A 15,485-nucleotide genomic window follows, 5' to 3' on the forward strand; every position below is an offset into this window, starting at 1 on the left:
GATATTTAAAGGCCTCTATGCGAAATATTGCCGGAAGCGCCGGCGTGGCGATCGGCAATGTTTATCGTTATTACAAGAACAAGGATGAATTGTTTGATGAGCTTATTCGACCAGTCTATGAGCGCTATGAGGCTAACATGGCCGAAATGGGACAAAAGCTCAACTTGAGCTACAGCAATGATCTCCCCGATGTGCTCAAGTATTATAGCAAAATCGAAGCGACTCTGATTGATTTGTTCAAGACCTTCACCGCTGAAATGACCATTGTCTTCAACCGTAGCGAAGGCACTAAGTACGCGCATGCAAAGCACGACTTGATCCATCTTTCTTTTTCCGTTATCGAGAGCATGATTCTGAAGGCCAAGAGAAATGAGTTCCTGAATGAATATGAAACGGCTCTTGCTCGAATGTTATCCTCCTCACTCGTGGAAGGATTGTGCCTTATTCTTAGGGATAACGAGGAAGGGGATACGTACAACAAGCTTGTAGACCAGTTGCTAATCATCTATTCCGCAGGTCTGAATTCCGTTATCCAACAAATGCAGACTTCAGGGAGCGATCAAACAGAATGACAAAAAACAAAAAAGCTTCCATTACCCTACCTCTCATCGTTATTGCCTTTGTATGTCTCGGATATGTCATAATCAAATCGCTGACTTCCCCCTCAAGCAGCAAGAGTTATACGGCAACTGACATACAAAGCATTCAGGTCGACGTCAAAAATGTCAAAGTCCATATTAATACCACGGAGGGTCGGGAAAATAAAACAGAGGTTGAGGTTGTTGCCAAGGGCAAATATGACAGCAGCCATATCCATATAGAAACGAAAAACAATGCTCTTGTCATTGAGCAAACCGGATCTCACAAACTGCTGAATGTTAACTTTAACAATAGCTTGGATGTTTTTGTGAAAGTCGAAACGAACGGGACGAAAAACCGGTTGGATCGAACTGCCGTCTCCAGTCAAAACGGCAAGATAGCCATCGAAAATCTCAACAGCCGAGCGATCGTCGTTCAATCCGAGAACGGGGAGATCAATATGAAAGAAGTCTCAAGCGACGAGCTTTCGGCCCATTCCACGTCCGGTGCCATTCGTTTGGACGGGGTCAATACATTAAAACTGGACACAAAAACGGAAAATGGCAGCAATCATATCGTATTTAGCGACAAGTTGGAGAAATTAATTGCAAATTCCACAAGCTCCTCGGGAAATATCAACTATATATTTCAAAATGATATCAAGCTTAATCTCAAGTGGAAGGGCAAATGGGACAGTAAGCTCAAAAGCGATGAAGCCTCCACGAATAAAATTGTTATGGAATCCGACTCGGGCCATATGTCCGCCAGTAGAAAGTAAGGAGAGGAAAAATTATGCGCAAGGATTACATCGATTGGCTCAGAAATATAGGCATCCTGTATTTGTTCCTTTATCATACTGCAAGAATATTTGATGACCTCAATCCGTTCTATATCAAAGGGGAAACGAATGTATTCTCATCTCTTGTAATTCATTCCTCCTTCTGGTTTATGCCGCTGCTCTTTCTTCTGGCCGGCATGTCAAGCTTCTATGCGCTTCAGAGGAGAACGGCAGCCCATTATATCAAGGAGCGATTTCTGCGGCTGCTGATCCCACTCGTTATTGGGGCTTTGATCATCGTCCCTCCGCAGGGGTATTATGCGAGAAGATTTCATCTGCACGAGGAAGAAAGCTACCTCGCATTTTTGAAGCGATATTTTACCGATATTTCCGATTGGTCCGAATATGCAGGCGGCATTTCCCCTGCTCATTTGTGGTTTATCCTATTTCTTTTTCTCATCTCGGTCGGTCTTTTGCCGCTGATGCTCCGGATAATCAGGAGGCAATACTCACCATCGTGGATGCGTCATCCCCTTTTCATTGTCTTACCATTTGCAGGCTTGTCCGTTCTTTCCTCCCTACCGGATGTGAGCGGTAAGAACATTTTTCTCTACGCCGGGTACTTTATGTTAGGATTCTGCATGGTAACCAGTGATACGATCATGGATCTGATTGAGCAACATCGTCGGCACTACCTAGTGGTGACGTTAATAGGAACAGCCCTTCTTTTCTGGGAAATCTACACCATTGGAAGCCAGTCTGGCTTTGTTTTTACCGCTCTCCACCTGCTTCTTTATTGGGTAACTCTGCTTACGATGCTCGGGTATGGCAAAAAGTATCTAAACCGGAAGTCAACCTTTATGACCTACTTTAACCCAGCTGCTTTTCCCGTCTATATTTTGCATCAGACTTATCTCATTATGATCGGGTATTATGTTCTAAAAGGGATCAATCACGGCTTCATACCGTGTCTGCTTTGGTCTCAAGGCCTGAAAACAAACACGTGATTACCATAGCTGCCGCGAAGCGAGCCTCTTCACTATCGTTTGCTTAAGATTGCTTTGTTACAGTCAATTCTTAATGTCGAAACGATATGTTTGACATAATGCATCTAATTCCAGAATCTTCTGACGTACCTCAGGCAAGACTTTATCAATCGGGATACCATTTACAAATGGCTGTTTATTATACACTTTTCTTACTTCAGCTTTAAATTCACCTTGATCACTGTTCTTACAAATAGTTACTCTATGAGGTTCATTTACTAGAACGTTAATTAATTCTTTTACAATCCCTGAAACGGATCCTTCTAGCATAGACAGCAGCTGATAATCGGTCATTTGGTCAATCGTTTTATAGATTTCAGGATTTTCTTCACTAAATAAAATGATCGCTCTGGATAGCAGCTCATCCATTGCTAAAAAATGCGGGTTCAAAAATATTCGATTATCCTTTATTACAGCATCCAAAATGTGAATAGCTGTATTCTCATCAGTATCAATGACGTTGTTATAAAAGTTTATCTTTTTTATTAGGATTGCCGGATGAATGATATATTCCCCTGCTCCATACGTATCACGCATGAAACTGTCAAAATGATCAATGCTTATTCCGTCCGATTTACTGCTTAAAGGAGTATTTTGATTAAGCAAATCGATAATTTGTGATGGGTTTAAACTATGCTTTTCTAATATGTTGCGAACTGGAAAAGAACTAATGTTAGCTTCCGTGAGCAAATGATGGTTTTTCCCTAACGACTTTTCTACTGAATGAGAAAAGGGAAGATGCCCGATGTCATGTAAAATCGCTGCGGCATGCAACTCACGCCATTCTGGGAAAAAAAACTTAGTAAGCGACCAGACTCCTACTGTGTGTTCAAAGCGAGAGTGAGTTATGGGACTGATTAAAGCGCCTGCACCAAAATGATGCAAATGTTTCAACCTTCTCAAAGTAGCACTTTGGAACAATTCTATTTCAAAAGGTACCACAGGAGTCTCTATCTGATACAATGGTTCCCATATAATATCGCCTGTAAATGTTTGTTGTACTTGCTTCATATAAATTGTTGTCCTCCATGCATGTTGAGTGGTTATAAAAACTTGAGAGCGCTAATGACAGCGCACACGACTTTATTCGAATTTATTCGACTCAAAACCATTGCCTGCTCCCAAAAACCTGCATTTATACAGTCTTTGGCCGATATATCCGAAGTCTCATTGAATTCATGCAAATGTGCATTTATTTTTTCATTTTTAGCTGAATCGGAGCGTTTTCCATGAAAATGGATGTACTTTTGCAGGTTTGTTCTCTCTACAGCAATTCCGGTAGGGAAATAACTGCGTTTTTGCAGGATTTTGTCAGGACTTATGGTCGGAGGAGGTTCAAGTACTGCCGGTTCGAAAGCTTCCATCGATCCCGCTCCAGAATGTAACATCTGGCTTTTTCAATCCTTCAAGATTTAATACAACTAGCCGCCTCTAAGATAAAATCCTGCGAATTCATGAGCTAGAGTGAGTATCACAAATCATTCGCGGGAGCGAAACGAATTCTGCTATATCTCCAACTTATACCAGCCGGCTTCTCCTAAGAAATCGGATCTCGACAACCCATTCTCACCTAATAAGATACGGTAGTTCGTTATAGTTCCATCATGAGCAATTATAAAAACTTTCTTTGTACACAACGTTTTGATCCAATTAATTAGTCCCAATCCAAGCGGCTCAAACGCTGATTCAGTGAGGGTATTAATTCCAGTGTTCCATAATTCCTGGTTATCCTTATCTAGTACGATAAAGTCACTATGTTCACTTATTATTTTATCAAGGGAATAGTTGATATCACATTTAGATACATAGGCTTCTGGGTTTTGTGGTATTGGAAACATTCGCGGTCCAACTAGTGGGCTCACATATTTTTTAGTTAGCAGCAGGTCACTCGTAATAATGTTTGTGGTCTCAATTGTTCTTATAGTCGGGCTAGCAATATACACACTATCCTCACTAAAAGAGAATACTGACTTCAGACTAGCCACCTGATCACGACCTCTTTCAGTCAAGCGAGGGTTTTCGGTATTTAGTCTGTTTGGGATATCTATGTTATGTACTCCTTGTCCATGGCGAATAAAAATAATTTCCAATATTGTACACTCCCTTCCGTTCTAAAAACAAACGTCGCCTTGGCAGCGAGGCTCGAATCACCGATTTAGTATCCGTTGAGCTTTCGTGTTTCGTTAGTTGAATGCAATTATTTTTTTTCAGTTTCCACAGTAAACCCCTGAATATTTCCTAGATTTACAATTTCCTGTTTCGTCATTCCTTTAGTATCGAGAATTAATTCTCCTTTTACCTCATAGTAAGCAGCGGGGCTTAACAACAGGTTTACGGGGAAGACGCTATTACCCGATATTACGTGCGAGTGAAGCGAGTCAGGCAGTTTCATTTTTACATCGTTAACATAGTTTTTTTCTGTACTATCATTCCAAATAGTTGCCGTAAAAGACAGCTTTTGCTTATAAAGATTTGTTGTATTCTCATCCACTGCACCCATTGCACTATTCCAACTGCTAATGACAACACCCTTATGCTGAATATCAGGTGACCATTTATGGTTTTGAAGCCACAATGCCCCGACAACTACTATCAGAAACACAATAATCGATCCAACATTTTTCTTATTAGGCATAAATTGTCCCTCCTCTGTTGTTATTAATTTCATCTAACTGAAGAAGGTGGCTGTCATTTTCCGAATCGAGCTTAACCGAAAAACCTATAGAGAGATAAAATACATCGGCAATAGGGTTATCGGTCCTTAATACAAGCATTTTATAGTTTTTTCTAGCTTCTGCAATAACTGAATCCATTAATGTTCGCCCAATCCCAAGTCGACGTACTCTTGGTGAGATATAAAGCCGACGAACACGACCAACTTCTTTGCTTTTAGCATAGGGATCTCGATTCAATCCACAAACTCCTACAATTTCGTTGTTCTGATAAGCAATAAAGAGTGCTTCCCCTTCTTTATCGAATTTATTTGCTCCAGTTTCATAGTCGTTTACTAACCGTTTGATATGACGAAATCCTTCACTTGCACTTTCTTCAACCAACAGTATTAATTTATGGGTATCTAGATGATTAACTTTTTGGATAATAATTTCATTCACTTAAACCCATCTCCTCAAATTTTTTTCAAATTTGTTTCTGCAACTTTGCTGAATTATCCTGCCCACTTTAATAAACAAAAAGAGAGCTGCCGCGAAGCAAGCCCCTCAACCACGTAGCAACTCTTTGTGAAGCATAAGTGGATTATCATTTAACAAATAGTTAATTAGCTCTTCTCCGTAGATCGTCATTGTTTCTTCCCATGGGTGACCTATAATTCCCCATGAAAAATCCCTTGCAAGAAAGAAGTGATAATCCCCGTCTGGATAAATTGAAATTATCTAATCGCCATTATCCACCCTCCATGGCACGTGTCTTGGAAATTCCAGTCTTGCATCCACTAAATAACAGTCATGCTGCCAATCTAAAGCATAAAAAAGCTCCCCTCGTAGGGTGCATTTTTGAAACGCTATAACGGATTTTGCCTCGAAATCTCTGATGAGTTTTTCATCGTAACAGTTGGATATGTCATATTTGATGAACGGGCTGGGCGTGCTATACGACGGAAATATTTTGGTACTAGGCCCTATAATTTGGGTTTTATTGGTCCGGTAAGACTTTTATATCGTTCCCTTAATCTTAATTTAGCTATATACAAAATCTGCCCTACATGTTCAGAAAAATGGGCCGCACATTGATGCAACATGTCTAAATTGGTTCTGTCAGAACCTCTCACCACTTGAATTGCATCGAGTTGTTCTTCAGTTATGCATTCGATTGTTGAAATGACAAAGTCAAAGCGCTCCTTGATGAGTTGCTGTAATTCCTCATTAGGTACTATAATTGCTCCCAACTCTTCGTCCCTACTACGACTTATTGTTCTATGTAATATACCTTTCTCGATACGTTCCTTTATGTAACCATTAATGTGCATTATTAAGTTTGAAATGCTATTACTATAGTTGTTCGGTCGCCAGTTTACATGTTCATCGTCAAGTTGTTCCAATACTTTTAGCATACTATCTTGAAGTTCTCTAAATTTTGCAATTAACCAGTTACGATTAAATTCATAATTCATGTGTACTACACCCCTTCTAAATACGAACCTGCGTTCTGCATAAGAATACCATAAAAATCTTATTTACAATCCCAACTTTTGGTAACAGCATATGTGTACTTTGAAAAATTCTCATAAGTTACATGGCCATAATATACAGGTACCTTTAACATCTTTGTTATTAACTCCCCTTGCTCTTCAACATTTGAAGGTAAGTTTTTTAATAACAATAATACAGGACATTCGTATTTTCCATGTTTCCAGTTATGTTCTCTTGAGATATTGAAATAACTACTTCCATTCAGATCTCTGGATACAGCTTCACACCATTCCCATGTATCTTCATAGTCACTATAGTAGTCAGGTAAATATAAACTTATTTTCAGATCTTCAGTAATTTCAGGTAGTTCTTTTTCAATATAAAACCAGAATTTGTTTTGTTTCACTAAGTATCCTCCTTTGGAAATTTCGAAGTGAAATTGGTGTCTTTTTATTAAATTTTGATGCTGATAACGAGAGGGTATTTCTTGTTTACTCTTTGAGATGCCACCTTTATAGAATAAGTACATTCCCTATTTACAATACAGTACATTTGTTCGCATGTAAATATTTACCTATTTAATTAAGCTGCCCGTTACTTAAATAAAGAAAAGAGGAGCTGCACAGCTGCAGATCCTCAACTAAAGCAAAGCCCATTTCTTAGGCTATACAGGAATTTTTAACGTGATGATAAGGTTGTAAAGATTGGGTTGATTACTTCGTTGTACTTACCCAATACTTCCAATATCAGTTGTCGCCCCATTCGTGTTTTCGATGGTTCTAAAACTTTCGTTTATGATACGGAATACCCTCCCCTTCTTCGCAATACTGTTTTAGACTATACAAAAAAATAGCCCAGTTATAATTACATATACGATAAAATGTGGACACTTCCTTCCAATTCATCTGACGAAAAATGATTGAAGTTTTCCCGTTTTTTTCCTCCAAATCAAAAGAAATAGTCGTACCTATCCATTCTGGATCTGAATCCACACACTGCCACAGGATCCTTTTATCAGTAACAAGCTCATCAACTCGCATCTTTGTTAAGCCTTTGCCGCCGAAAAAGAATTCATTTATACAACCGATCTGATCATTGACTACTAGTTCATTTGTCCATACTTCTGAAAGTCCTTTTGCAGTGGTTAAAGCTTCATATACCGTTGAAGCCGGAACATTTACAGTCTGCATGTGCTCGATATTTGCCATCGTGCTCATCTCCCTTTTTTTAAGGATTTATTTTTAATACATTAAGAATTTTCAAATCTTCTTTGATTTTATCATGCTATAGTTGATGTGATTTCTTCTCGATTGCTATGTAGTTCTTGATAAATCTATTCCTTCGCGTAGCATAGAGATTATATATGTTTAATAGTCATTTAAAGCCGCTACCATATTTTCAGTATTTTGTGAGAAGCCATGTCTTTGATAAAAGTTAACGCTTTTATTACTTGGCCAAACAATAAGTAGCTCAAAATTTTCATCTTTTGCATTCAATTTTGCCATTTCAAGAATCTCTCCACAAATTCCTTTATTTCGATGCTCTGGAAGGGTATACACGTTTGTAACATATCCTAAAGGAGATATTTTTTTACCGGGTCGAGGAACTACATCCACTTGTTGAATAAAAACATGAGACAGTATTTCACCATCTCTTTCAGATAGCCAAATAGTCCACCGGGGGTCATCTAATGCCGATTTTAAAAACTCTCCATATACTTCTAAAAATTCCTTATACACTTGAGGTTGCACATCCTCATGTTCTAAAGTAAATTGCCAACGCATGTTGATTAATTGTGGAATGTCATCAAGACGGGCTATACGTATATTCACCTTCTCACTCCCTTAATCATTAAATCTGTTTATTAATACAAGAAATCTTTTCAGAATCCTTTTATGTAAATTACATTCTACCCTTTAGGATAATGAAACTGCCGATTCTTTCAATTGCAGCCGTCTTGTAGCTAATCAGCTGGCGTGTTCACTTAGCGAAATCACCCAACAAAGGCATGGTTTTTCTATTGAAACTCCTGCAGTACCATTAGTATTGTTAATTACACTTGAATAGTTATCCCAATTAAAATAAAAAGGCCCTATGTCAATTTTTTTATTGTCACGTTCTAATATAAAATCCTTCCAGATGATAATATCTTCTTCTTTGTCAATTTTGACTGAAATAAATCCACATTCTTCATCTCCACACAAGGGACAAACTAAAATTAGATAACGGTAATACAAATATTCGTGTGGCTTTCTAAGCAGAAAGTAATCAATCATTAATCTTTGATTTTCATTAGTACCCCAACCTAGGGCAGGGACCATATCATATTTTATTAGTCTTTTATATAACGAAATACCATCTATAATGATATCAGCGAATAAAGTATTTTTGTTTCCATCTTGATTTGGATCAAGTTCCTCATATCGACTTGAAAGTCTAGTATCTAAGCAATTTATTAGTTTCATTTTACCTCCTTTCAGATGGTGAAGATTTACTACATGCAATCATATAGTCACCTCCAAAAAATAAACGTGAAAATGTGGAGGTTTGTTACCGAGTGAACTAAATATTGTTAAAATTATGGATAACTGCCCGTCCCTCACAACGCAGCTGCCGATCTTATGCCAGCAACCGCGTCTAAGTTGTTTGTTGAGCTTTAGTGTTCAGTCCCTCAGTTGATTCTATGACTTCCAAGATTCTTTCATCCATCCACCTAAAGGCTCAAGTACATAAGTACAAACGATTTCCAATTCTGGACCTAATCCAGGTAAGTTAAGACATCTCTCAACCAAATTTGCCATAGTGGTATCACGCGTTCTTAATTCTTCGAGTATATACTTCGTTTTTACTGCCCACCATTTATGCTGAAATTCTCGACCATTATAAAATAGGCTCTGTCGTCCAAAATTTACAAACTCACCTATGTAGCAAAGATCAATGTCGCTATGATCGCTATCCTTTCCTGTTGCATATGAACCGCTAAGGACAATGGTTTCCACACTAGCACGGGTTGATAAGTCCTGCTCTAAAAAAACTTTAATAATATCCATTATTTCGGACTCAGATTGAACCTGGAACCTCACCTCTTCAACACCTTTTCTCACAACCTGCCCTTCAACGAAACTCGCAAACTGAAGCTACCTCGCCCTTCCGATCATTAAAGCATGATAGTTGACGATCATTAGGCCTCTTGGAGTGGTATACTGAAGAAATATTTCCTCAACCTGTTTCAGGCATTCCTGCCAGACAATTTTCTTTAATGTTTCCTTCTGGCCAAAACATTTCTTGATCAGGACATCCTCAGGTCTCGACAAATATTCAATCTCTTCATATATCTGTAATTCAATTTTTTCTAGATTGCTTTCGGACAGTTGGCGTTCAAACTTGGCTTTAATATCTTCTAGGTAACTGTCCGGAAATGGATAATATAATCCTGGAAAAAGGTTTCGAAGGCCACCGTCTGTTCCACAGTGATACAATCCCAGCACTATGCCGCCGGGTTTAATAACCCTATGGCCTTCTTCAATTCCCTTGTGGAATAGCCACGGCCCCTTTTTCGTGTAAACGACGTCAAAAGAGTCGTCGGGAAACGGCAACCGTTTGTCGGCATCAACGACAAAAAATGTTACGGATTCGCCTGTTTCCTCTATTGCTGAGGCTATGTATTCCTCATTGATGTCAATCCCCATGACTTCTTTTGCTTTGTGAGCAAACGTCTTAGTGAATTCACCGTGGCCGCAGCCAACGTCCAATACCCGTACGTTCTCCTTGAGGTAGGCCGCAATTTTATCCGCAAAAATTACTTCGGCTCGCGGTTCATCGAACACCGAGTTCCATGGATATTTGTACCTTCCGGTTTCAGAGGCCAAATTCGCGTGCCACTCAGCAGTCTGAGGCGGAATCCAATCAGGATGTTTCATTGGGTCGAATAATAATTTCGGCATGTTAACAACCCTTTCCTAAAAAAATATCTATTACTAAGTATACGGTATATACTGTAGGTCATGTAAGCAGTTTCATTTTGCATTATTCTATCCGTGGCTCCAATAAACAAAAAGAAGAGCTGCCACTAAGGCAGACTCCTCAACTATATTAGATTAATCCATTATTTTGCTCCAAGATAAAAGCTTCGGCTTGATCAACAAGTGATTTTATTTCCTCAACCGTATCCAGAATCAATTCTCCTTCGAGATACTCCGTCTTTAAATTCTTATAATATTCTTTGAGTTCGGATAAGCTAGTAATCAACTGATTAGGTAGAGGATTTACACTTCGTTCAGCTAGTCTCTCAGACCAAGTTGTCTCATTGCTACATGTACATAGGAATGTTTTTAATTCCCCGCCTCTTTCCTCAACCCAGGTCTTTAAACTCCGTACGCCATCAGTGTTATTCAACCCAAAATCAAGTATAATAGTGGCACCAGAATCAAGAACCGTTTGTAAGAAACGATACAGAAATTCGAAACATATTTTGTTTCTCAAATCATGCTCGGGAACAAAACCAGCAACTGAATCGTAAATATCGTCCTTATGTAATACAGGTAGTTTGAGTCTTTTACCAAGCTCGTTTGACAAGGTTGATTTACCAGTCCCAGATTTACCCCTAAATAAGATGATTTTAGACATATTGTTATTTGACATCGAAATACTCCATCAATTCATCCAGTAGCAAGTTGGCCGCTTTGTACCCGCCGGCGGAGTTCCAAATACCTTCATCTACCTTAATCACTTTATTGGCTTTCGTTACGTTTAAGTTTTTAAATAACGGATCATTCAACCATTCTTTTACCACCTTTGCTGCATCCGTCTTCCCTTTCGTTTCCGAAACGAAGTAGAACAGGACATCTCCATCCATTTTAGTGATACTTTCTTTATTCAAAATTTCAATGAAAGAGTCCTTATCCTGCGACTCGGGACGTGCGATGCCCAGTTGGCTCAGCAGCACACCGGCAAATGTCTGTTTCTGGTAGATTCGCACTTGCGCCGCCGAGAAACGAACCAGCGAAACTTTCGTTGCCGCCTTGCTGCCGAGCTTAGATTTTACTTCGGCTACACGCTTGTCGAAAGCAGCCATAACTTTCTCGCCTTCCTCTTTCTTATTTACCGCCTCTGAGTACAGCTTGAAATTGACTTTCCAATCCCCAACCAAGTCAGCCGCGAACACCGTAGGAGCAATTTGCTTCAGTTGATCATAAACTTTCTCCTGCCTCACTTTGTTCCCGATAATCAAGTCCGGTTTCAAGGTGGCAATCAGTTCAAGATTAGGTTGCAATTCATCTCCGACGACAGTTACATTCTGCATATCGTTCTTGATATGGTCGTACCATGGTTCGCCAATCCAGGACATAACGGCTCCCAACGGTTTAACACCGACTGCGAGCAGCGCTTCCGTCCCCTCATTGGTCAAGATAACGACTCGGGATGGCGTACCCTTGATCGTCGTTTCGCCCATCGCGTGTTTAATGACTCGCGGGGCATCGGCTTCCTTATTCGCAGAGGATGGAGATACATTAACGGTCGGGATCGGTGTCACTCCATTCGTCATTGTCGGCGTTGCCGTTGACCCTGATGAACAAGCGCTCAGCAATAATGTGAAACAGATGGCGACCATCGCAGTCATCCAGGCTCTTGACTTCTTATACATCTGTGAATCTCCCTCTTCCAAGTAGTGATAATGGTTCTCATAACCATTATTACTATAGCGTCTAAGCCCACTCGCCACAATGGGATATTCCGACAGCGGGAATGGATTATTTCGACGCCATTCCCGGGCATATAACTCTTTAAATCTTTTGGGAGAGACGCCCTCCTGCTTCTTGAAAATCCGGCTGAAATAGTAACTATCCGCGTACCCGACACTTTCAGAGATCTCTTTTAGCGTTTTATCCGTATAGACGAGAAGCGCCTTAGCCTTGTTCACCCGAAGTTGAATCAAATACACGATCGGGCTTGTATCCATTTGATTCTTAAACAAACGGAGCAGCTGTCTGGACGTACATTCCAGCGTGTCCGCCAACACTTCCAGCGTCAACGTTTCCTGATAGTGCTCCTCCATATAATAAACAGCTTGGCTGACGAGATCGGGACGAATGACGTCGCCCCCTTGTTCGTGCAGTTGCTCTACCAGTTCGTAAAGCAAGTGATAGAATAGCGTTTTCACTTTGAGTTTATCGAGCTGACTGGGTGCCTGCCATATTTGATACATATGCTCCAGCTTCTGCAGCCAAGATATTGGAAACTTAGGCGCTAAACTATAGCACAACTGGAACGGATTCTCACGCTCCATCAGATTGACCAACTCATATCGGCTCGGAAGCGGCAATGTTGCCTTATATAGCACCATAAAATATTGCAGTTGCTCGACAGCCGCAATATCAAGGCTAAGCCCCTTCCCCACGTGTAGAACATGAAATCGCTGCATGCGGCTTTCGATTCCGTCTATGTGCAACTGGGCACTACCGCTAGTGACATACAGGAAAGCGCTTGTCGGCACGCGATATCCGCGCATCACTTCACCAGGCTCCAGCAGCATGAGACGAACGTCCATCACTCTGATGATAGCATGATTCCACAATACGATATGGTCGCTGATTCTCATAAATCGGTCATTCCTTTCTTTCAATCTATAAAACTATCATATCATAATTGAAAATAATTCTCATTATCATTAGAGGCTCGGAGCAGGCTGCCGCGGTACCTGCTCTGTTACCTTATTCAACTATAGTTCCTATTAGAGTTTGCCTCTTGGGATTTCTGGTGAATATCCTCTTTATTATTTATTTGGAGTATTTGAAATGATTTGTTTAACGAATAAAACATCCGCTCCCTGTGGTGTGTTCATAGTAATGTCGTAGGTGATACCTCCGGGTTTGCTCATCACCACCTTGACTTCTTTGTCTTTCGTGCTGACTTCGGTAATGACCCTGTCCGAATCTATTACGATTTTCTTCTCGCCGATCGTAGCTTTATTTTGCAGTATATCTACTTCATCTGAACTTATCAAATTGGAGCAATAGACTAATGCAACAGTTAGGGCGAGAGAACCTCAAAAAATATTTTACTATAAAAACTGTCAATGTTTTTTCGCATAACTGCCCGTCTAGCACAAAAAGCTGCACGCGGTAGCCTCAAAGAGTCTATTCAAGTCGGTTGATTGTCGAATACCACACTGAACCGAATAACCCATTGCATTCTTTAAAAACCATCAATAGCTGTTTAAGCACTTCCAAGTGTATAAGGAAGTGCTTAAACAGCTATTGATTCTTCAGCTTTCTCCATCTGCTAGCTGGTAAATTTATACTTTTTTGAGTCTCACATAGCTTAAAGGACACCCATTACCATTGCTCTGATCTTCCCTTCATCTAACTATGCAAGCCCCCTTCCAGACGAGGGCGCTGACGATAGTGACCAATCGGGATTTGGATAAGACAGGTTTTTCCTTGTGGAGCCAAATTATAAATTTCATCACAAATACTTGGATTAAATCCGAGCAGGGGCCGCCCTCCCATTCCGACAGCAGATGCCGTTAGGAGTAAGCGATGTACAAGCATCCCCGCTTCCATCTGTTGAATACGGTATCCTCGGTACCCTATCAACGATTTGAGATGGTCCTTGTCACCAACCACATGCAGACATAACGGTACTTGAAATAGATTAACGTTATCCATGGACATTCCCTGTTGCAACCATATCCGATGATCTCCGGGAAGTACGCGGCGCAATAAATGTGCTGAATTGTCATAACGGTAAGCGCCGTCCGGTATGCCTTCAACGTTATTCAAACAACAGTACAGGAATATACGAGACACATTTTCAAGAGGTCCCTTCAAATCATTGTGATATGAGAAGGAAGACGCAGTCTCTTGCAGCAAAGCGGCCACATTCGTTTGCGTCACCTTGTTCAATACGAAATCCGACTCAGGTGAATACCGCTTTCGGCAAATCGAAGCCAGATCATACGATAACCGCTCAACACGGGGCATATATATCGCCTGTATCCCTCTATCAACATGCTTCAATGCCCTGACGTGACGAAAAGCTCCAGTTGAATTTTGCATGGATGCTTCGTTCATCTTGGTCAGCATCGGAAACTCCTTGATTTTTTGTGACCGCACATAATGTTCATGCCGAATGACTGGTAGTTCCCTGCACAAATCATCCGCAGAAATACCCTCTTCTCCATAAATTCCATTATTATTCCAGATTGTGGGCTCCATCGAGAGCGGAATCACCGCATACACACTCTCCTCCCGATCGGATACCCCGAGCAGATGGTTGACCGCACGATCAAGAAACTGGAAATACACATCTGATTCGTAACCGAACCGTTTCGTTACTTCAAGTAACTGCCCGATCAGTACACCCGTATCTAGACCCTGCAGACGAAAAGCAAAATTATTGTATTTATAAAAATTTTTCCAAAACATTACCGACACAAATACAATACCAAAACTAGCCGACACATCGTATCGGTTGCCGAGAGCCTGGTTCATATAGGAATCGAAATTTCCTTTGCGAAGTAATACCAAACGATGGTGAGCCGCATCATAATGGTAAACTCCGACAGGAACATCCTTTGTCTTCAAATATATATACAGTTCATTCGGGTACAACCCGCCACCTGATGGGATGAAACGTCGGTATATCTGCAACGGGCGCTCTGATTCTTTTATGGCATTTGCTACAGGGTATTGGCTTAGTTGAGTGAGGCCATATACATGCCAGAGGAAATGACCGATTGTTATCAGATCAGGATTGGCGGGCGATTCATGTCCAATAAGCTTTAGAGGTACTTCCGAGGACAAAGGAATGACCGGCAAGTTGCGATAGAGCTTATAGCTAAGTGGCGCGTCCTCCCAATCAATTTCCTTATCCGGCTGACTCGACTCAGAGGTATCCGCATGCAGACTTTGCAGGAATTTGTCCAGACTCATC

Annotated in this window: 18 protein-coding genes and 1 pseudogene; 3 read left to right on the top strand and 16 right to left on the bottom strand. The window is 40.6% G+C overall.

The window, feature by feature from the left end; all coding sequences use genetic code 11:
* The first annotated feature begins 17 nt into the window (after positions 1–17).
* Genes NV381_RS02715 through NV381_RS02725 form a run of 3 tightly spaced genes read left to right on the top strand, consistent with a single transcriptional unit; the run spans position 18 to position 2,364 of the window.
* Positions 18–572, top strand: coding sequence for a TetR/AcrR family transcriptional regulator (locus NV381_RS02715; RefSeq protein WP_258211730.1), 555 nt, complete (start codon positions 18–20; stop codon positions 570–572).
* Positions 569–1,357 carry a DUF4097 family beta strand repeat-containing protein gene (locus tag NV381_RS02720; protein ID WP_258211731.1) on the top strand — a complete coding sequence of 263 codons (789 nt, stop codon included), beginning with the start codon at positions 569–571 and terminating at the stop codon, positions 1,355–1,357. Before NV381_RS02715 ends, NV381_RS02720 begins: the two co-directional genes overlap by 4 nt.
* A gap of 14 nt (positions 1,358–1,371) precedes the next feature.
* Positions 1,372–2,364 (top strand): acyltransferase family protein, encoded by a 993-nt coding sequence (locus tag NV381_RS02725; RefSeq protein ID WP_258211732.1) that lies wholly within the window; start codon positions 1,372–1,374, stop codon positions 2,362–2,364.
* A 63-nt stretch (positions 2,365–2,427) separates the two neighbouring features.
* Here the strand turns inward: NV381_RS02725 and NV381_RS02730 are convergent, their stop codons facing one another.
* The 16 genes and pseudogenes from NV381_RS02730 to NV381_RS02800 form a co-directional block, all read right to left on the bottom strand.
* A complete protein-coding gene (locus NV381_RS02730) occupies positions 2,428–3,414 on the bottom strand; it encodes an HD domain-containing protein (RefSeq protein ID WP_258211733.1) in 987 nt (328 codons plus the stop codon).
* 32 nt (positions 3,415–3,446) lie between these two features.
* The gene (locus NV381_RS02735) at positions 3,447–3,767 is read right to left on the bottom strand and encodes a hypothetical protein (RefSeq protein ID WP_258211734.1); all 321 of its coding nucleotides are present in this window, start codon (positions 3,765–3,767) and stop codon (positions 3,447–3,449) included.
* Positions 3,768–3,908: 141 nt separating this feature from the next.
* Positions 3,909–4,493: a phosphoglycerate mutase family protein gene (locus NV381_RS02740; protein ID WP_258211735.1), complete on the bottom strand. Its 585-nt coding sequence runs from the start codon at positions 4,491–4,493 to the stop codon at positions 3,909–3,911.
* Positions 4,494–4,600: 107 nt separating this feature from the next.
* Positions 4,601–5,038, bottom strand: a complete 438-nt coding sequence (locus NV381_RS02745; RefSeq protein ID WP_258211736.1) for a hypothetical protein — start codon at positions 5,036–5,038, stop codon at positions 4,601–4,603.
* A complete protein-coding gene (locus tag NV381_RS02750) occupies positions 5,031–5,516 on the bottom strand; it encodes a GNAT family N-acetyltransferase (RefSeq protein WP_258211737.1) in 486 nt (161 codons plus the stop codon). The genes NV381_RS02745 and NV381_RS02750 overlap by 8 nt, the downstream gene beginning before the upstream one ends.
* 105 nt (positions 5,517–5,621) lie before the next feature.
* Positions 5,622–6,047: pseudogene (locus NV381_RS38345) on the bottom strand (DUF2716 domain-containing protein).
* The gene (locus NV381_RS02755) at positions 6,041–6,532 is read right to left on the bottom strand and encodes a DUF1572 domain-containing protein (protein ID WP_258211738.1); all 492 of its coding nucleotides are present in this window, start codon (positions 6,530–6,532) and stop codon (positions 6,041–6,043) included. The pseudogene NV381_RS38345 and the gene NV381_RS02755 overlap by 7 nt, the downstream one beginning before the upstream one ends.
* A 59-nt stretch (positions 6,533–6,591) precedes the next feature.
* Complete coding sequence (locus tag NV381_RS02760) at positions 6,592–6,957, bottom strand: hypothetical protein (protein ID WP_258211739.1); 366 nt, start codon at positions 6,955–6,957, stop codon at positions 6,592–6,594.
* Between the two features lie 373 nt (positions 6,958–7,330).
* Complete coding sequence (locus NV381_RS02765) at positions 7,331–7,759, bottom strand: SRPBCC family protein (RefSeq protein WP_258211740.1); 429 nt, start codon at positions 7,757–7,759, stop codon at positions 7,331–7,333.
* Positions 7,760–7,918: 159 nt separating this feature from the next.
* Positions 7,919–8,383 (bottom strand): GNAT family N-acetyltransferase, encoded by a 465-nt coding sequence (locus tag NV381_RS02770; protein WP_258211741.1) that lies wholly within the window; start codon positions 8,381–8,383, stop codon positions 7,919–7,921.
* Between the two features lie 135 nt (positions 8,384–8,518).
* A complete protein-coding gene (locus NV381_RS02775) occupies positions 8,519–9,016 on the bottom strand; it encodes an oxidoreductase (protein ID WP_258211742.1) in 498 nt (165 codons plus the stop codon).
* A 216-nt stretch (positions 9,017–9,232) separates the two neighbouring features.
* The gene (locus tag NV381_RS02780; RefSeq protein ID WP_258211743.1) at positions 9,233–9,655 is read right to left on the bottom strand and encodes a nucleotidyltransferase domain-containing protein; all 423 of its coding nucleotides are present in this window, start codon (positions 9,653–9,655) and stop codon (positions 9,233–9,235) included.
* A 33-nt stretch (positions 9,656–9,688) separates the two neighbouring features.
* The gene (locus NV381_RS02785; RefSeq protein ID WP_258211744.1) at positions 9,689–10,495 is read right to left on the bottom strand and encodes a methyltransferase domain-containing protein; all 807 of its coding nucleotides are present in this window, start codon (positions 10,493–10,495) and stop codon (positions 9,689–9,691) included.
* A gap of 148 nt (positions 10,496–10,643) precedes the next feature.
* Entirely contained in the window at positions 10,644–11,192 is a 549-nt protein-coding gene (locus NV381_RS02790; RefSeq protein WP_258211745.1) for an AAA family ATPase, read from the bottom strand.
* Positions 11,182–13,149 carry an AraC family transcriptional regulator gene (locus NV381_RS02795; RefSeq protein ID WP_258211746.1) on the bottom strand — a complete coding sequence of 656 codons (1,968 nt, stop codon included), beginning with the start codon at positions 13,147–13,149 and terminating at the stop codon, positions 11,182–11,184. The genes NV381_RS02790 and NV381_RS02795 overlap by 11 nt, the downstream gene beginning before the upstream one ends.
* A 763-nt stretch (positions 13,150–13,912) precedes the next feature.
* On the bottom strand, positions 13,913–15,484 hold the full coding sequence (locus tag NV381_RS02800; protein WP_258211747.1) for a SagB family peptide dehydrogenase: 1,572 nt from the start codon (positions 15,482–15,484) through the stop codon (positions 13,913–13,915).
* Position 15,485: the final 1 nt, after the last annotated feature.

It is taken from the genome of Paenibacillus radicis (ex Xue et al. 2023) (assembly GCF_024722015.1).
Lineage (GTDB): Bacteria > Bacillota > Bacilli > Paenibacillales > NBRC-103111 > Paenibacillus_S.